Raw genomic sequence first — 18,635 nt, 5'->3', positions numbered from 1 at the left:
CCCGCGTTGACGAGCCCCCCCCGCGCGCTCGGTTCAGTTGATCGAGAACGTCTTGGTGACGGCGATGGGCGCGCCGTCGAAGGGCGGGACACGCGCGCCGCGGAAGACGCCGGCCACGCAGCCGCCGACCGAGGTGCCCGCGAAGGGCGGGCCGAGCACCTGCGCCGAGGTCACGTTGCCGCTCGGCGCGAACGTCACCTTGACGCGGCCCGTGCCCGTCGGTCCATCGGCCGTCTTGCAGCTCCTCGCCGCGCCTGCCGCGGAGCCGAGCGCCGACGAGGCCGCGCCGCGGTTGAACTCCTTGCCAGCCTCGGCCGTGGGCGCCGCCGTCGGCGCCGCCGTCGGCGTGGCCGCGGGGGCTGCCGTGGGCGCGGCCGTGGCCGTCGGCCTCGGGCCCCCTCCGCCGCCCACGTTCGCGATGGGCCCGCCGCCACTCGAGCCGGCCTTCGTCGTGTCCGCCGCCGGCTCCGCGCTCGCCGACGCGGTGGGCGCTGCCGCCACCGTCTCCGTCGGCGCCGCGGTGGGCGCGGCCGTGGGCGCTGCGGAGGCCGTCGCCGACGTCGCCGTGTTCTCCGTCGTCGTGGTCTCGGTCTTCTGTTGCCCGCCGAGCAGGAAAAATGCCGCCGCGCCTGCGACCACCACGCCGAGCGCGATGCCCACGATCAGGCCCGCCGAGCTCTTCTTCTGCTCGGGCACCTGCACCATCACCACCTGCGGCACCTGCGTGCCCGTCAGCGGCATCTGCGTGCCCGTCAGCGGCATCTGCGTGCCCGTCATGCCGTGCATCTGCGCCATCATCGGCTGCGGAGGCGGCTCCACGACGGGCGCCATGAGCGGAGGCGGCGCGAGCATCGGCCCGCCGAGGCCGCCGCCGCCGAGGTTCATGATGTCGTCGAGCCCGCCGCGGCTGTCCTTCTTCTTCGGCTCGTCCTTCGACGCCGCCTTCTCGGCCGCGGTGAGCGCCGAGAGCGAGAAGAGCACCGAGTTCTCGTTGCGCTCGCCGACCGCGCTGCCCTTCGGACCCCCGGGAGGTGGCACCGAAGCGCCCGCAGGCTCCGGCTCGCCCTTCTGCGAGCCGAAGAGGTCCTGACGGCCGCCCGTCTTGCGCGCCGCCGTGGCGCGCGCGGCCGCGGGAGCTGCGCCGGCGCCCTCGGGCATCATGAGCGTCGCGTTCATGTCCGGATCGCCGGCCGGCGCCGCCGCCGCTGCCGCACCGCCGCCGCCCACGGCCGCCATGAGCTCGGCGACCTGGGAGAGCGGCAGCCAGTCGGACATGCCGTCCTTCCAGACGTACGTGTCACCGGTGACCGTACCTGTCGCGTACGCGGCTGCGATCGCCGCGGTCGACATCGTGCGTTGATCGTCGTCGGCGACGTTCACCGTCCACTCGTCGCCGCCTCCGCCGCCTGCGGCTGCGTTGGGATCACCCGAGAACACGCGGGTCGCCCCGTCATCGTCGTCCTCGTAGCCACCGCCGCCGTGGCCGTGTGCCTCGGCGCCGGCCTCGTTCGCGTTGACGACGATGGCCGAGCCGCACTTCTTGCACTTGATCTTGACGGTCTTACCGACGACTTTTTCGTCGGCGATCGTGTACTTCGCCTGGCACGACTGACACGTAATCTTCATGGGGAAAGCTGCCCTTCCGGGTCTCGCGCACGTGCACGAACGATCGTCTTGCTCTCTCGCCGAGGACCTCGGGTCCGGTCGTTACCGGCCTCTCCGTACGCCGACACAAAGCATAACGGTTTCGCACGAGCGCGATCAAGCTACCTACAGACGCTCGTCCGACGTGCGAGCAACTCGGCCGGATCTACAGGACGGGCGTCAGCGGTTCAGCGGCACGAGCGTCGTGCCGTCTGCCCCACAGAACTGGTCCTCGGCGCCGTAGCGCTCCCCGCACGTCGGGCAGACCTTCCTGGCCGCCGCCGCCGCCGCCGTGGGGGACGTTCGTGCCGCGGCTTGGACCTCGGGGGCCGCGGCCGGCATCTCCGCGTCCGCCTCGGCTTCCGCTTCTGCCGCCGCGTCGCCTTCCGCGAAGGCTTCCTCTTCTTCCGCGAAGCTCGCCGCCTCCGCCGGCCTTCGTCCGCGCCGCAGGAGCACGAGGCCCGCGAAGCCCAGGACGAAGGCGAGGCCGATCACGATCGCCACGAACGTCTGCTTGCGCTCGCGGCCCACGTCGTCCGCGACCCCCTTGCGCCCGCCCACCGCGCCCGTGGCGGTCGCCGCCGCGTCGCCTCGCTCCGCGCCCTCGGGATCACGTGGCCCTGCGGGGATCGGCGCGTCGTCCTTCCTCGGGCTCGTGATCCCGATCGGCCTCGCCTTCGGCGCGGGTGGCGCGGAAGGCGCGCCCGAGGCGGCTGCGTCGGCGGGCGGGCTCGAAGGCGCGGCGCTCGCCGACGCGCTCGCCGACGCGCTCGGCGCCGCCTCTTCTCCCTCGCGCTTCACGAGCCCGAACGATCGGGATCGGCTCGCCGTCGCCGTGCACGTCACGCCTTCGGCCGTGACTTGATGCTCCGACGTCTCCTGCATCGTGATCGACGAGTCCGTCGCCGACACCGTCGTCGTCACGGTGATGCGCTGCTTCTCGTTCGAGAGGCTGCACCGCGTCCGCCAGAACCTGCCGCCGCCCGACTGCGAGTGGCTCACCCGCCCGAGCCCTGGCGCCTGCTCCCAGCACTCGGCCGTGCTCCAGGCGCGCCCTGCGCCCACGATCGAGAGCTCGCCGCCCTGCTCGCGGATCTGCACCGACCCGCCGCCTCCGCCTTGCCCGCGTGGCTTCGGCCCGCAGGCGTCGACCCAGTTGCCGAACGAAAAGCTCTCCGACACCGGGCTCGCCGACCACGACCCGCTCAGCGTCGGTTTGCCCTCGGCGCTCGTGCTCGCCGCGAAGGCCGTCGCCGTCGTGAAGGCGAGGACCGCGACCGAACCACGTGCGAAGGAGCCGGGGCAGCGCACGGCCGAGCACGGTAGCAGATCAACCGGGAGGAACGTGGACGGAGCGCCTCGTCTCGACCTTGCGATCCTTTTGCAGTTGTTTTGCGCTGGTGATACGGCTTTTCCAAAGGTTCCAGCGAAATCGATCCACCCGAATCGCTGACGAGGTCCGTGTCATGACGACCCTTGGCTTGCTCTCCGGCCTGCGCCGCCGCCCTGCCGCGACGCTCGTGGCGCTCGTGGCGCTGCTCGGCGCCCGCCCCGCGTTCGCGCAGAACACCGACCGTATCCCCGCCTCGAACGGCGAAGGGGCGGACCTGCACCTCTTCCGGCCCGCGGTCGACTCGCGTGGCTTCTTCTCGGTCAACGGCGCCACCGTCCTACCTGGCAACGCCATCAGCTTCGGCCTCGTGCTCGACTACGGCCGGAACCTGCTCGCGCTCGCGCCCGGCCACGGCGCCGACTACCTCGTCGACCACGCCTTGCAGGGCACGTTCAGCTTCAACTACGGCATCGCCGACAGGCTCGTCCTCGGCCTCACCGCGCCCGTCGTCCTCAACTACGGCACGAGCGTCACCGACATCGGGCCCGGCGGCGCCGGCAACTACGACGACGACGGTTTGACCGCCGAGGCCCTCGGCCACGTCGCCGTGCACGGAAAACTCCGGCTGCTCGATCCCACCGGCCCCATCGGCCTCGCGTTGCTCGTGCAGGGTGGTTACGGCGTCGGCGGGCAGCGCAACTTCGGCGCCGATCCCGGCTTCTTCTACTGGCCCCAGCTCGTCGTCGAGAAGCAGCTCGGCAAGACGAACGTCGTGCGCCTCGGCTTGAACGCCGGCTACCGCGGCCATACCGGCGCGAACGCGACCTTCGGCCTCGATCAGGCCGGGCTCGCGCAGTTGAAATCGGGCGTCTTCCAGTACGGAGACCTCGGCACCGGCGGCTTCGCGGCGAGCGTGCGTATCGGCGACAAGTTCGACATCACGGCCGAGACCTACGCGAGTTACCTCCTCGGCGGCGCCTCGGACGCGAAGCAGCGCCTCAGCGCCGAGGTCCTCGGCGGCTTCAAGATCTTCATCCAGAAAAACTCGTACCTCTCCATCGCGGGCGGCGTCGGCTACTTGCCCGGCTTTCAGTCCGCCTCGCAGCGCGGCATGCTCGCGTTCGTCTTCGAGCCCTTCGAGGAGGACCGCGACAAGGACGGCATCCCCGACGACGTCGACCAGTGCCCGGACGACCCCGAGGACAAGGACGGCGACGAGGACACCGACGGCTGCCCCGAGGACGACCCGGTCGAGGAGCCCGTCCAGGTCCGCAGCGGTGATCGTGACGGCGACGGCATCCTCGACGCCGAGGACGGCTGCCCGGACAACGCCGAGGACAAGGACGGCTTCGAGGACACGGACGGCTGCCCCGAGGAGGACAACGACAAGGACGGCGTCCCCGACGTGAAGGATCAGTGCATCAACACGCCGGAGGACAAGGACGGCTTCAAGGACGAAGACGGCTGCCCCGAGGACGACAACGACGGCGACGGCATCCTCGACGGCGTGGACAAGTGCCCGGACGAACCCGAGACGTACAACGGCAAGGAGGACGAGGACGGCTGCCCCGACAAGGGCAGCGTCATCGTGCAGGACAACAACGTCCTCATCCTGGAGAAGATCCTCTTCAAGACGGGCAGCGCCGAGATCCTCCCGCAATCCTTGCCGATCGTGGACGCGGTCGCCGCGACGCTGAAGGGCAACCCGAGCCTGAAGCTGCTCGAGGTGCAGGGGCACGCCGACGTGCGCGGCTCGGAGTTCGCCAACGTCAAGCTCACGCAGGCCCGCGCCGAGTCGGTGGTGAAGGCGCTCGTCGAGCGCGGCGTCGCCGCGAGCCGCGTGCGCGCCATGGGCTACGGCCCCTACTGCCCCGTCGATCCGAAGAACAACGCCGTCGCCTGGGAGAAGAACCGCCGCGTCGAGTTCAAGATCCTCCGCACGGACGCGGGCCCGACGGGCGTCGAGCTCGGCTGCGAGAAGGCGCGTTCGAAGGGCATCAACCCGCCGCCGCCTTGAAGGCGGTCGGCGGCAGCGACGCCTCCCCCGAGCTGCTGCGCGCCTCCTCCGCGCTTTGGGGGTATCCTGGGCGCATGAAGCGTGCGTGGTTCGCCGTGGTGTCGTTGTTCCTCGCGGGCTGCATCGGTGAAAACGAGGACGTCGTCTTCGTCGAGCCCCGCATCGAAGCGCCGACCGCCAAGATCGAGGCGGGCGTGCTCGGCGCGTCGATCAGCGGCTCGTTCAAGCTCACGCTCGTGCTCGGGCCACGCGCGAGCGGGCCGAGCACCGTGCAGCTCGGCGCCGTCGCGATCACGGACGCGCCGAACCAGCAGTCCGTCGTGTCCGGCCTCTCGCTCATCGCGGACAAAACGTTCCCTGTCACCGTGCAGCCGGACAGCGAGGTCACGGTCGACTTCGTCTTCGACCTCGGCGACAAGACCTTCCCCAGCGAGACGCAAGAGGCGCTCTGCTTGCCCGCGGGCATCCGGATCGCCGGGACCCTTCAGGACAGCCTCGAGACGGGCGCCACGCCCTTCGCCTCCGACGTGTTCGAGCCGACCGGCTGCATGTAACGGCCGCAGGAAGAAGACAAGCCGGGCTCCTGCGCGCTACATTTGCGGCCGCCATGGCACACGACGACGCACGCGCGCTCGAGACCGACGAGCGGCGCTTTTCGAACGGCGGCGGTGGGGAGAGCCTCGGGCTCGACGACGAGGGCCTGCGCGCCTTGCGCGTGGCGCTCGCGGCGTGGCGGATCGGCCCCGTGGCCGAGGCCGAGCGGAAGGTGAAGCCGCGGCTGCAAAAGTTCACGACATGGAGCGGCCTCGAGGTCCTCGACGTCGCCACGCCGGCCGACAAACGCACCCACTACAAGGCCGACCTCGGCCTGCCCGGCGAGTACCCGTTCACGCGCGGCGTCCAGCCGACGATGTACCGGGGCAAGCTCTGGACGATGCGCATGTTCGCCGGGTTCGGCACGCCCGAGCAGACGAACCAGCGCTTCAAATACCTGCTCGCCGAGGGCCAGACGGGCCTCTCGACCGCCTTCGATTTCCCGACCTTGATGGGGTACGACTCCGACTCGCCCCGCTCGCTCGGCGAGGTCGGCATGTGCGGCGTCGCGGTCGACACCTTGCGCGACATGGAGGTCCTCTTCGACGGGATCCCGCTCGACAAGGTCACGACCTCGATGACGATCAACGGGCCGGCGGTCGTGTTGCTCGCCTTCTACATCGCGCTCGCCGACAAGCGGGGCATCCCGCGCGACAAGATCGGCGGCACGGTGCAGAACGACTGCTTGAAGGAGTTCATCGCGCAGCACGCCTGGGTCGTCGGGCCGCGGCCGGCGATGCGCATCGTGACGGACATGATCGAGTTCTGCTCGCGCGAGGTGCCGCGCTGGAACACGGTCTCGATCAGCGGCTACCACATCCGCGAGGCCGGCGCGACGGCGGCCCAGGAGCTCGCCTTCACCATCGCGGACGGGCTCGCCTACGTGGAGAGTTGCATCACGCGTGGGCTCGACGTCGACGAGTTCGCCCCGCGCCTCAGCTTCTTCTTCGACGTGCACAACGATTTCTTCGAGGAGATCGCGAAGTTCCGCGCGGCGCGCCGCATGTGGGCGCGCTTCATGCGGGAGCGTTACGGCGCGCGCAAGGCCGAGAGCCTCAAGCTCCGCACGCACGCGCAGACGGCGGGCGTGTCGCTGACGGCGCAGCAGCCGCACAACAACGTGGTGCGCGTGGCGCTGCAGGCGCTCGCGGCGGTCCTCGGCGGGACGCAGTCCTTGCACACGAACTCGCTCGACGAGACGTACGCGTTGCCGACGGAGGAGGCCGTCACGATCGCGCTCCGGACGCAGCAGATCATCGCGGAGGAGAGCGGCGTGGCGAACACGATCGACCCGCTCGGCGGCAGCTACCACGTGGAATGGTTGACCGACAAACTCGAGACCGAGGCGCTCGACTACATCCGCCGCATCGACGAGATGGGCGGCATGGTCGCGGCCGTGGAGAAGGGGTATCCGCAGCGCGAGATCGCGGCCTCGGCCTACCGCTTCCAGCGCGAGGTCGAGGAAGACCAGCGCGTCATCGTGGGCGTGAACAAGTTCGTCTCGTCCGATCCGAAGAACATCCCGCTGCTCAAGATCGACGAGACGGTGCAGCGCACGCAATGCGAGAACCTCGCCCGGGTGAAGGCGAGCCGCGACGCGGACGCCGTACGGGAGGCGCTCTCCGCCGTGCGTGAAGCCGCGAAAGGCACGGCGAACCTGATGCCCCCGATCATCGCCGCCGCGAAGGCCTATTGCACCGAGCAGGAGATCTGCGACGTCCTGCGCGAGGTGATGGGCACGCACTCCGACCCCGCCGAGTTCTAGTCTCCCCCCACCCCCCTCGCGGTCACCCCTCCAAAAAACGAAGATCCCGTCAGCCAGAAAAGGCTTGCTCCGGGAGAGGCTTCTCACGTAAACTCACGATACTGCCGGCCTGTCGTCCCACCTTGAATTGGGCGATGGAGTCATCGTCGATTCAGAGCCGCACGACACGTACGGAGCCCCACGTGGAAGCTTCTCTTGGTCGGTTTCTGGCCGATATGGCCCTCGATCCGTCCCGTTTGGCCGCATTCCTCGAAGATCCCGACGCGCTCATGAAAACGGCGCACCTCGGCGACGAGGAGCGCTTGGTGGTGCAGAGCGGTGACGCCGCGCTCATGTCGGACTGGCTTTGCACGGAGCGCGGCGGGCCCGCCTCGGCGCCGTGGAACTGCCCGACGCTCGCCATGATCTTTTGAGTCGTGATCACCACGCCGCACCGTCGCGCGACGCGACGTTGCGGCGTGGGCTTCGCAACCCCGACAATGTATTTCGACCCGCCCGCGCTCGCGCGGCGAGGTATCCGTCTATCCAAAGGTTCGGCGCGACGCATGATCTTAGCCAACGCGCTCGCACCGCGGTAGCATGACGCCATGCGCCTACGCCCGGGCGACACCTTCGACCGGTACGTGATCGAGGCGCTCCTCGGCGAAGGAGGCATGGGCGAGGTGTATCAGGCGCGCGACGTGCGCTTGCAGCGCCGCGTCGCCCTGAAGGTCCTGCGCAAAGACGCCGCCGCCGATCCCGAGGGCTGGCAACGCGCCCTCGTCCGCATGCTGCGCGAGGCCCGCGCCGCCGCCGCCCTGAACCACCCGAACACCATCGCCATCTACGACATCGGCGAGGCCGAGAAGCTGCCCTACCTCGCGATGGAGCTCATCGAGGGCCTGTCGCTCCGGCGCTTGATCGGCGGCGGCGCCTCGATCACCACGCGGCTCGGGTGGCTGCTCGACGTGGCCCGCGCCCTCTCCGCCGCCCACCGCGCCGGCCTCGTCCACCGCGACGTGAAGCCCGAAAACGTGATGCTTCGCGAGGACGGCACCATCAAGGTCCTCGACTTCGGCATCGCCCGGCGCGTGCACCTCGACGTCGACGAGGCCGCCTCCACGCAGCGCGGCGCCGCCCTCGCGAAGTTCGGGTCGATGCGCGGCGCCGACACGGTGACGAGTGAAGGCGTCATGGTCGGAACCCCCGCGTACATGGCGCCCGAGCAGCTCCAGGGGGAGCCGGTCGACGCGCGGACCGATCAGTTCGGCTGGGGCGTGCTCGCGTACGAGCTCATCACCGGCTGCGTGCCCTTCGGCGCGAACCTCGAGGGGGTCAAGCTGCTCTCGGCCATCCTGCACGACGAGCCCCCGTCGCTCGAAGGCCTCGTGCCGCCGGTGGTCGAGCGCGTGCTCCGGCGCGCCGTCGCCAAGCGCAAGGTCGACCGGTTCTCCTCGATGGACCTCGTGGTCGACGCGCTCGCGCCTTACGTCGCCGCCGAGAACGCCGGCGGGCTGCACGACGCCCTCGTCCCCGGGGAGTCCTCGCAGCCGGAGACGCTGGCCCCCGAGGACATCGCGCCCAACGCGCGCGTGTTGCCGCTCCGGGCGGCGCCAAACCCCAAGGTCGAGATCGCCACGAAGTCGGAGTCCGGCCCGCCGCCGCCGCGCGCCGCGCCCCCCACGCACACGATGCGCTCGCCCGACCTCGACAAGAGCGGGCGCGTCACGCCGGCGCCGCCGACGCCCGTCGTGCGCGTGGAGATGCCGGGAAACGCGGGGAAGACCACGACGGCCGTGACCACGCTCGAATCGCCCGCGATGGCGACGACGCCTCCGCCGAAGCTCGGGCGGCGGTGGGCGCGGTGGCCCGTGCTCGGGCTCGGCGCGATCTGGGTCGTGGCCGCGGCGGTGTGGGGGACGTTCTGGTATCGACAGAGCGCCGAGCCGCCGCCCGTGGAGCCCGCCGCGCCCGCGCCCGCGGCGACGCCGATCACGGATCTGCCGCTCTCCGGATCGTCGAACCCCGAGGCGATCGCCGCGTTCCGGGAGGGCCTGCAGGCCTTGCGGGACGCGTCCTGGGAGGTCGCGCGGGTGGCGTTCCTGCGCGCGACGAAGGCCGACAATGGGTTTGGCGCGGCATATCTGCGATTGGCGCTGATCGAGCGGTTCCGCACCGACACGGCGAGCACGCGGATCGCGTTCCAGCGCGCGATGCAGCTCCGGAGCTCCATGACGGAGCGGGATCAGGTCATGCTCGACGCGCTCGAGCCTCTCCTGCAGCGGGACCCGCCGGACCTGGCCGAGACGCTCGAGCGGATCGAGGGCGCGTCGAAGCGGTACCCCGGGGACGCCGAGCTCGTCGATTTGCAGGTGAACCTGCAGACGCGGCACGAGCCGGCGAAGCTGCTGACGCTCACCGACCGCTGCCTGGAGCTCGACCCCAAGTATGCGGACTGCTGGCAGATCCGGGCCTTGTCGCTTTTCCAGCTCGAGAAGGAAGAGGAGGCGCTCGCGGCGCTCGATCGTTGCGTCGAGGTCGTGCCGGCGGCGGTGGATTGCCTGCGCGAGCGGGTCTTCGCGCGCAAACACCTCGGCCAATGCGACAGGCTCGAGAGCGACGTGCGGCGCTGGATCACCAAGGACCCGAGCTCGGCGCTCGCCTTGAGCGAGCTCGCCGTGGCCCTGCAGTCGGGCGGGAAGAAGGGCCCGGCCGTGAAGGCGGCCGTCGACCAGGCGGCGAAGAAATTCCGCGAGCAGGGGCGCAACGAGGCGGCCGGTCGGCTGCGGATCCACCACGCCATCGTGTCCGGCGATTTCGAGGCGGCCGAGCAGATCGCCCGCGAGCTCGAGCGGGACATCGCGGGCGAGTCGCTCGAGGAGAAGCACATCGTCCCGGCCCTCGCGCTCGTCCAGCTTTACGAGGAGACGGGCCAGGACAAACGAGCCGCCGAGGTGGCGGAGCGGTTCCTCGCGCAGCGCTCGGCCTGGACCCGGCCGGTCGTGCAGACGGCCTGGTGGGATCCGACCGTGGCCTTTCTGGAGGCCAAGCGGCGGGGAGGCGCGCTCGACGCCGCGCAATACACCTCGGCGCGCGACGCGTGGGCGGGCGGCGCGGGGGACCCGAAGCAGGCGGCCGTCTGGTTCGTCGGGTATGCGATGCCCGCCCGGACGGAGGCCGAGGCGCGGCAGGCCCTCGCGGTGCAGCCGCCGCTCCAGCCCGCGGCGTTTTATACACAAATGGCGCCGCGGGTGGAGATGCTCCTCGGCGGCGTGTTTTTCCTCGCCGGCGACGTGGCGGCGGCGCTGCCGCACCTCGAGGCGGCTTCTCGCTCCTGCACGGCCCTCGACGAGCCCATCTGGCATACCGTGGCGATCTACCGGCTCGGCGTCGCGCGCGAGCAGCGGAGCGACAAGGAGGGGGCGTGTTCGGCCTATCGGGCCGTCCTCGATCGCTGGGGGCGGGTGAAGGCGTCGGTCACGGCCCAGAGCGCCGCGGCCCGGGCGAGAGCGTTGAAATGCGCCGACTGAGGCGCGCGCCGTGCGTTCGTCACGGGAGACATCAGGCCGCATGATCAAAGAAAAAGGTTCACTCGTCGTCGTGGGCACCGGTATCCGGACGGTCGGTCAGCTCACCGGCGATACCATTGCTCGGCTCAAGACCTCCACGAAGGTGTTTTACATCATCGCGGATCTCGTGGGGGAGCAGGTCATCAAGCAGATCCACCCCGCCGCGGAGTCGCTCGGCCGCTTTTATCGGCTGGGTCGCAATCGCAAAGAGGCGTACGACGCCATGGTCGAGCGGATCCTCGGCGCGGTCCGCGAGGGCCACAGGACCTGCTGCGCGGCGTATGGCCACCCGGGCGTCTTCGCCTTCCCGACGCACGAGGCCATTCGCAGGGCGCGCGCCGAGGGCTACGAGGCGACGATGTTCCCGGCCATCTCGGCCGAGGATTGCCTCTTCGCCGATCTCGGCGTCGACCCCGCGAGCTCGGGCTGCCAGAGCCACGAGGCCACGCGGTTCGTCCTTTTCCGGAAGGTCGTCGACCCCTCGTCGTCGTTGATCCTCTGGCAGGTCGGCATGTTCGGCGACGCGACCTATCAGCCCGAGGGCAACCGCGGCCGCTGGATTCACCTGCTCGTCGAGCGCCTGTGCGAGCATTACCCCGAGGACCACGAGGTCACCCTGTACGAGGCCGCCGTCTTCATCAATTGCGCCCCGCGCATGGAGCGTATCCCGCTCGCGAAGCTCATCGAGGCCAGGCTCACGCCCGCGACCACGCTCTACGTGCCCCCCGCCCGCAGCTCGGTGCTCGACGAGGAGACGTGCGCCGCGCTCGGCATCGAGCGCGCGGCCCTCGCGCGCTGACTTCCTGCGAACGTCCCTTCGCGCTACCCTGGGTCGTATGCCCCTTTCGCCTGGAGACAGGTTCGATCGATACGTCGTCGAAGCTCGGCTCGGCGAGGGCGGGATGGGCGAGGTGTATCGCGCGCGGGATACGCGCCTCGGCCGCAGCGTCGCGCTGAAGGTGCTCCGGCGCGACGCGCAGGGTGCGAGCGAGACCTGGACCCGGCAGGTGCGCCGCATGCTGCGCGAGGCGCGGATCGCGGCGGCGCTGAGCGACCCCGGCATCGTCGCGGTCTTCGACGTCGGCGAGCACGAGGGCGCGCCCTTCATCGCGATGGAGCTCGTGCAGGGCAAGCTGCTCCGGGACCTCGTCCACGTCGAGGCGCCCATCGGCGAGCGGATCTCCCTGCTCTCGGACGTCGCGCGGGTCCTCTCCGTCGCGCACAAGGCCGGCCTCGTGCACCGCGACGTCAAGCCCGAGAACGTGATGATCCGCGAGGACGGCGCCATCAAGGTCCTCGATTTCGGCATCGCGCGGCGCACCGACGAGATCGCCTCCGATGGACAGGACGATTTCGCCACGCGCACGGGCGACGGCTCGTTCGTCGGCACCCCCGCGTACATGGCGCCCGAGCAGGTGAAGGGCGAGCCCGTCGACGCGCGCGCGGACCAGTTCGCCTGGGGCGTGACCGCGTACGAGCTGCTCGTCGGCAGGTTACCTTTCCGCTCGGATCGTGGCCCGATGAGCCTCATCGCCTCGATCCTGAGCGAGGACCCTCCGCCGATGGACGACGTCCCGCCCGAGATCGAGGCCGTCGTCCTGCGCGCGCTCGCCAAGGAGCCGGCCGATCGCCACGCCTCGATGGACGACATCACCGAGGCGCTCGCGCCCTTCGCCACGCCGATCACCACCTTTCCGCGCGGAAAGGACGCGCCCGGGAGCGCCACGCGCCCCACGCGCCCTGCCGCGAGCGCCTCCACGCGCGGGACGACGACGCGCCGCTCGGCCGGGCGCCGCGCCGCCGCCACGAACCACGCGCCCGAGGCGTCCACGCGTATCCTCTCGCGCTCGCGCCGCTTCGTCGGCCTCGGCGCGCTCGTGACGGCGGCCGTCGCGGCCGTCGCGCTCCTCCTCGCGCGCAGGGCCCCCACGGCGCCGCCGCCCGTGCTCGCGCGGACCCATTTCAAGCCCGCCCCCATGCCCATCACGGCCGTGCCGCTGCCGAGGTTCGCGAACGAGGAGGCGCGCGCCGCGTACCGGGAGGCCCTGCAGGCGCTGCGGGACGGCGCGTGGCGGCTCGCGTATGCCGCCTTCGAGCGGGCCACGCGGGCCGATCCTTCGCTCAGCGCGGCGTATCTGCGCATGGCCATCATCTTCCAGGACGCCGACATCACGGTCGCGCGTGAGCATTATCGCCGCGCGGTCCTCGGCCGCGTGGCGCTCGACGCCCGGGACCAGGCGCTCCTCGACGCCCACGAGCCTCTTCTCCAGCGCACGCCGGGCGACATCCCGGAGGTCACCCGGCGCCTCGCCGTCGCCGCGGCGCGGTTCCCGGGCGACGCCGAGATCCTGAACCTGTATTCGATGTTCGCGCTGCACCACCAGCCTCCCGCCGACGTCCTCGCGCTGATCGATCGGTGCCTCGTGGTCGATCCGCTCTACGGGGATTGCCTGCAATGCAAGGCGCGCGTGCTCCTTCACCGCATGGGGCGAATCGAGGAGGGGCTCGCCGCGCTCGACCGCTGCATCGAGGCCACGCCGGCCGCGTCCGATTGTTTTTACGATCGTGGCTCGACGCTCCTCCAGACGGGCCGGTGCGTGGCCGCGGAGGAAGGGGCGCGGGAGTGGATCGCCAAGAACCCGAAGGCCCCGGTCGCCCACATGCAGCTCGCCGCGGCGCTCTTCGCGCGTGGCGCGCCGGACGCCGCCGTGCGGACCGCCGTGGAGAACGCCGCGGCCATGTACCGCGCGGAGTCGCTCGAAGGTGACGCCCGGAAGCATCTCATTCTGTACGCGTTATCGACGGGAGATTTCGAGGCGGCCGAGCGTTTGCTCCGGGACCTCCAGCGCTTTGTCGCCGGCGATCCGAGCGCCGGGGTGCACAACTGGCCCGCGAATGTGCTCGTGCAGGTGCTCGAAGAGATGGGCCGCGACGCGGACGCGGGGCGCGAGGCCCAGGCGATCGTCGCGCGTCGCGGGGCGCTGCTCGCCGACGAGCTCGGCGGCGACTCCGCGATGCGTTTCTGGCGGGCCATGTGGGCCGCGGGGTTGCTCACCCGCGAGGCCTACGAGGCCGAGCGAGCGGCATGGCTGAGCACCGTCCCCAAAAGCGACGTGACACGGGTCTCCGCGTGGGTGAACGCTTATGGGAACACCGCCCGCACGATGGAGGAGGCGAAGGTCGCGCTCGCATTTTTACCGCCGGAGGCGCTCGCCAAGGAGCGGTCTTTCGCGCCGCATGTCGGCCTGGCGCTCGACAGAGCGCTCGGGGGTATCCACTGGCTCGCGGGCGAGCCTGCTGCCGCGCTCCCCCACCTCGTGGCGGCGACGGCGGCTTGTATCGGCCTCACGGATTCCCTGCGTCACATGCGGAGCTTCCTCCAGCTCGGGCTCGTACGCGAGGCGCTCGGTGATCACGCGGGCGCATGCGAGGCTTTTGGTCGCGTCCTCTCGCGCTGGGGCGGGGCGCGTGCGTCGCGCACGGCGCGGGAGGCTCGCGAGCATGCGACGGCGCTCGCCTGCAAGCCTTTGCCTGGCCCGTGACGAGCGCCGCCCGTCGACCGTCGCCGACGCTGTCCGACCGATGAGCCGACGCGCGAGATTGGGTCGCGGCCGTGTATCTCCGCGGCAAGAATACGACGATCCACGTGCGCTCGTTACGGCCCGAGATGCCGATTGCGTTGGCCACGACGCCGGAAGATGGCCACGGCGTGGGCGAAAGCGCTTGCTAAGGTAGGTTCCCCTACCGTAAGCTGGCTCTGGCATGGCGATGGCACCATACCCGATGGATGCTGACGCCGCGCGAGCAAGGAGTTGATCAAGATGCAAGCTTCTCTGAAGGAGTTCCTCACGGATCTGGCGCTCGAGCCCGCCAAGCTGGCGGCGTACCTCACCGATCCCCGGAGCGCGATGGCTGGCTCCGATCTACCGCGGGAGGACCAGGACGTTCTTCTGCGCTCGAATCGGCATGAGATTTTCGCTCGCGTCATGGACGTGCCCTGGACCGACGATGCCCCGCTGGCCTCGCGGGCGATGGCGCTCAAGAACGAAACCTATATTTACGTAGTCTCGATGGAACGATAGACCATCCGTCGTCGGTACCCGGCGTCCAGGACGGGGCGCCGGGTGCTGATATTCGCCAGGAGATCGACATTGGAGAAAACAAAGGGCTCGCTGGTCATCGTGGGCAGCGGCATCAACACGACCTGTCACCTGACACAAGAAGCGATCGCTCGCATCAAGTCTGCCGAAAAGGTTCTTTATGTCGTCGGAGACCCGATCGGCAAGAACGTGATCAGCCGACTGAACCCCGAGGCAGAGTCCATGGCCTCGTTTTATGAACCCGGGAAACCCCGGATGACGACCTACGAGCAGATGATCGCTCGTATGGTTGAATGTGTCGTCGCGGGGCTGCGTACGTGCGCTGTGTTTTACGGGCACCCGGGTGTCTTCGCATACCCCACGCATGAAGCCATTCGCAGGCTTCGCGGCCAGGGGTACCAGGCGCGCATGCTCCCCGGCATCTCCGCCGAGGATTGCCTCTTCGCAGATCTCGGCGTCGATCCGGCGCAGCACGGGTGTCAGAGCTACGAAGCCACCCAGCTGGCGTTGTATCGCTACAAGCTGGATCCTACGGTGGCGCTCGTGGTATGGCAGCCCGGCGCATTCGCGCAGCACACCTATTCGGCGGAGGAGTACGATCTGAGCCGCCTCCCCGAGCTGCTCGCGTACCTGTCCGAGTTTTACCCCCTGGAGCACGAGGTGTGCGTTTACGAAGCCTCCATATTTCCGGAGTGCGAACCGCGAGCCGACTGGATCCCGCTCCGACGCTTGGTGGAGGTGCCGCTCACCTCGGCGAGCACGATGTACGTGCCGCCCGTACGACGCGCTGTTCCCGATCCCGCGGCCCTGGAGCGCCTCGGCCTCCCGGTCGCGACGTCGCCGCGCCCCGCCTGACGCTCGACGGACGCTCGACGAACACGCGCCTCCTCCCTGGGCGCCGGCCCGCGGACGGGTTACGGTGTCCCCGTCATGCGGTTCTCCGGCGGTGAGACCTTCGGCCGCTACGTCATCGAATCACTCCTCGGCGCGGGCGGCATGGGCGAGGTCTATCGCGCCCGCGACACCCGCCTCGGCCGCAGGGTCGCGCTGAAGGTCCTGCGCAAGGACGCCGATCTCTCCGAGGACGCCTGGACGCGCGAGTCCTCGCGTATGCTCCGCGAGGCGCGCGCGGCCGCGGGGCTCTCGCACGCCGGCGTCGTGGCCATTTACGACGTCGGCGACCTCGACGGCACGGCGTTCATCGCCATGGAAATCGCCGAGGGCGAACCCTTGCGCGCGCTCATCGGACGGGACGAACCTCTCCCCCGCAAGATCCAGGTCCTCCATGACATCGCGCGTGCCCTCGCCGCCGCGCACCAGGCCGGCCTCGTGCATCGCGACGTCAAGCCCGAGAACATCGTGGTGAGCGCGGCGGGCGCCGTGAAGGTGCTCGATTTCGGGATCGCGCGTGGCCTCGATCGCGAGGTCGATCCCACGGGGCGCACGCTCGAGGTCGAGACGAACGAGAGCTCCTTTCAAGGCACACCGGCATACACGTCGCCCGAGCAGATCACGGGGGAGGGGTATGACGCGCGCGTCGATCAGTTCGCCTTTGGCGTCGTCGCGCACGAGCTCTTCGAGGGCGAGCTCCCTTTTCGCGCGGACAAGGGGCCTGCGGGCCTCATTGCGTCGATCCTCGCCGACGAGCCCAGGCCCATGACCCGCGCGCCCGAGGGCATTCGTGCCCTCGTCCAGCGCGCGCTCGCGAAAGACCCCGCCGCTCGATTCCCCTCGATGGATGCGATCGCCGACGAGCTCGCGCTTTTCCTCGCCGCGCCGGCCCCGGAGCCCCACCCCGCGCCGCCCCCGCCGACAAACCCGCCGACGCCCGCCGCGCCTCGCGCCCGCCGCGCGCTCGTGGTCGTCGCCGCGCTCGCCGCGCTCGTCGTCGTGGTGGGGGTATTTCTTCGGGAGAAACCTGGCGAGGGGACGCAGGCGCCGCCTTCGGGATCGGCCGCGCCGCTTTTGAAGGTCGCCATCACCGATCTGCCGCTCCCGGCGACGGAGAGCCCCGAGGCGCGGATTGCGTACCGCGAGGGGGTCCAGGCCTTGCGGGACGCCTCCTGGACGACGGCGCGCGCCGCGTTCGACCGCGCTCGCAAGGCCGATCCCTCGCTCGCGCTCGCGCACCTCCGGTATGCGATGGTCGCGAGCGACGGCGACGACCTCGGCACCGCGCGTGAGGCCTATCGAAGGGCCTTCCTCTTGCGCTCGTCGCTCGGCGATCGGGATCGCTCCCTGCTCGAGGCGATGGAGCCATTCCTCCAGCGCCACCCGCCCGATTTCGTCGAGATGCGCCGCCGGCTCGTGCTCCTCTCGGACCGGTATCCGGGTGACGCCGAGCTCGTCTACTGGCAGCTCGCCCCGCTCGACCAGCACCCCCCCGCCGAGCTCCTCGCGCTCACCGAGCGATGCCTCGCCCTCGACGATCGTTATGCCGATTGCTGGCAGACGCAGGCGCACGCCCTCGTCGCCCTCGGGCGGGTCGACGACGCCAAGCGCGCGCTCGATCGGTGCTTCGATGTGTCTCCTGCGGCGTTTGATTGTATCTTCGAGCGAGCCTCCCTGGAGGTCCGGGAGGGCCGCTGCGCGGGCCTCGAACCCATTGCGCGGAGCTGGATCACGAGAGAGCCCGAGGTCGGTCGGGCGCACGGCTTTCTGGCGGCGGCGCTTTATGGGCAGGGCCGGCCCGACGCCGAGGTCCGCTTCGTCGTCGACATCGCGACGCAGAAGCTCCGCGCCGCGGGGCACAAGCGTGATGCCGTGGTCTTTGCGTGTGGCTTCGCGGCGGGCACGGGCGATTTCGAGGGGGCGCTCCAGATCGCAGAGGACGCCGAGGGCGCCGCCGGCGACATCGATCACGAGGCCGAGCCCGCGGCCAGGCACGTCCTCCTCTTGCAAGAGCTCGGGCGCGTCGCGGAGGCGGGCCGCGTCGCGCAATCGTTCCTCGCGCGGCAGACCGCCTCCCTCCGCTCGCGCGCCGCCGGCTGCTTTGGCAACCCCGAGCCGACCTTCCGCGACGCCGCGCATCGGGCCGGCCTGGTCTCGGACGCCGCGCACGCCGCGTGGCGGGACGGCTGGGTCGCGCGGTGCGCCGCGCAGGGCCCGGCCGCGGCGCTCGGCGCATGGTACGACGCCTATGCCGTGCCTGCGAGCACGCCCGAGGAAGCCCGCGAGGCGCTCGCGGCCTTGCCTCGCCTCGGCTCGCGCCCGGACGGCGTCCCGTACGACCGCGACCGGCTTGCCGCCGCGCAGCGCGGAAAAGTCCGTTTCCTCGCGGGCGAGATGGCCGAGGCCCTGCCCGACCTCGTCCAGTCCGTGAGCCATTGCGGCATGTTGATGGATCCGGTCATCTATCTACAGAACCAGCGTCGCCTCGGTGCCGCACGGGAGTCGCGTGGTGAAAAGGGCCTCGCGTGCGAGGCCTACGAGGCCGTCCTTTCGCGCTGGGGCGAGGCGAAAGACTCGATCACGGCGCGCGACGCGGCGCGTCGGGTCGAGGCGCTCGGTTGTGAGCCTCGGCGCGGACCCTGACGAGGGCTCGATGGCAGCCGCGCTGGCTGGATGCAGGACGCGAGGGTCCTTCGTGTTAGAAATTAGTTGCGTCGAACACCGGAACGCTGTTAGCTGGACG

At 70.4% G+C, this 18,635-nt stretch carries 12 protein-coding genes; 10 read left to right on the top strand and 2 right to left on the bottom strand.

Features of this window, described 5'->3' with window-relative positions; all coding sequences use genetic code 11:
• Positions 1–33: 33 nt before the first annotated feature.
• A complete protein-coding gene (locus GF068_RS19170) occupies positions 34–1,626 on the bottom strand; it encodes a zinc-ribbon domain-containing protein (RefSeq protein WP_153820854.1) in 1,593 nt (530 codons plus the stop codon).
• Between the two features lie 198 nt (positions 1,627–1,824).
• Positions 1,825–2,955: a hypothetical protein gene (locus GF068_RS19165; RefSeq protein WP_153820853.1), complete on the bottom strand. Its 1,131-nt coding sequence runs from the start codon at positions 2,953–2,955 to the stop codon at positions 1,825–1,827.
• 155 nt (positions 2,956–3,110) lie between these two features.
• On the opposite strand from GF068_RS19165, the gene GF068_RS19160 reads away from it, so the two are divergent.
• The 10 genes from GF068_RS19160 (at position 3,111) to GF068_RS19115 (ending at position 18,535) form a co-directional block, all read left to right on the top strand.
• Positions 3,111–4,994, top strand: a complete 1,884-nt coding sequence (locus tag GF068_RS19160) for an OmpA family protein (protein WP_153820852.1) — start codon at positions 3,111–3,113, stop codon at positions 4,992–4,994.
• 74 nt (positions 4,995–5,068) lie between these two features.
• Positions 5,069–5,548 (top strand): hypothetical protein, encoded by a 480-nt coding sequence (locus GF068_RS19155; RefSeq protein WP_153820851.1) that lies wholly within the window; start codon positions 5,069–5,071, stop codon positions 5,546–5,548.
• Between the two features lie 53 nt (positions 5,549–5,601).
• Positions 5,602–7,353: an acyl-CoA mutase large subunit family protein gene (locus GF068_RS19150; RefSeq protein WP_153820850.1), complete on the top strand. Its 1,752-nt coding sequence runs from the start codon at positions 5,602–5,604 to the stop codon at positions 7,351–7,353.
• 182 nt (positions 7,354–7,535) lie between these two features.
• On the top strand, positions 7,536–7,766 hold the full coding sequence (locus tag GF068_RS19145; RefSeq protein ID WP_153820849.1) for a hypothetical protein: 231 nt from the start codon (positions 7,536–7,538) through the stop codon (positions 7,764–7,766).
• A 174-nt stretch (positions 7,767–7,940) separates the two neighbouring features.
• Entirely contained in the window at positions 7,941–10,862 is a 2,922-nt protein-coding gene (locus GF068_RS19140; RefSeq protein ID WP_153820848.1) for a serine/threonine-protein kinase, read from the top strand.
• A gap of 40 nt (positions 10,863–10,902) precedes the next feature.
• Positions 10,903–11,700, top strand: a complete 798-nt coding sequence (locus tag GF068_RS19135) for an SAM-dependent methyltransferase (RefSeq protein ID WP_153820847.1) — start codon at positions 10,903–10,905, stop codon at positions 11,698–11,700.
• Between the two features lie 37 nt (positions 11,701–11,737).
• Entirely contained in the window at positions 11,738–14,443 is a 2,706-nt protein-coding gene (locus GF068_RS19130; RefSeq protein WP_153820846.1) for a serine/threonine-protein kinase, read from the top strand.
• Between the two features lie 279 nt (positions 14,444–14,722).
• Positions 14,723–14,983, top strand: coding sequence for a hypothetical protein (locus tag GF068_RS19125; protein ID WP_153820845.1), 261 nt, complete (start codon positions 14,723–14,725; stop codon positions 14,981–14,983).
• A gap of 69 nt (positions 14,984–15,052) precedes the next feature.
• Complete coding sequence (locus tag GF068_RS19120) at positions 15,053–15,856, top strand: SAM-dependent methyltransferase (RefSeq protein WP_170319566.1); 804 nt, start codon at positions 15,053–15,055, stop codon at positions 15,854–15,856.
• A gap of 75 nt (positions 15,857–15,931) precedes the next feature.
• Positions 15,932–18,535, top strand: coding sequence for a protein kinase domain-containing protein (locus GF068_RS19115; RefSeq protein ID WP_153820843.1), 2,604 nt, complete (start codon positions 15,932–15,934; stop codon positions 18,533–18,535).
• The last annotated feature ends 100 nt before the right edge of the window (positions 18,536–18,635 follow it).

Origin of the sequence: Polyangium spumosum, from assembly GCF_009649845.1 — a bacterium.
Lineage (GTDB): Bacteria > Myxococcota_A > Polyangia > Polyangiales > Polyangiaceae > Polyangium > Polyangium spumosum.
The sequence above is the reverse complement of the archived record's forward strand: the minus strand, read 5'-3'. Positions and strand labels throughout refer to the sequence as shown.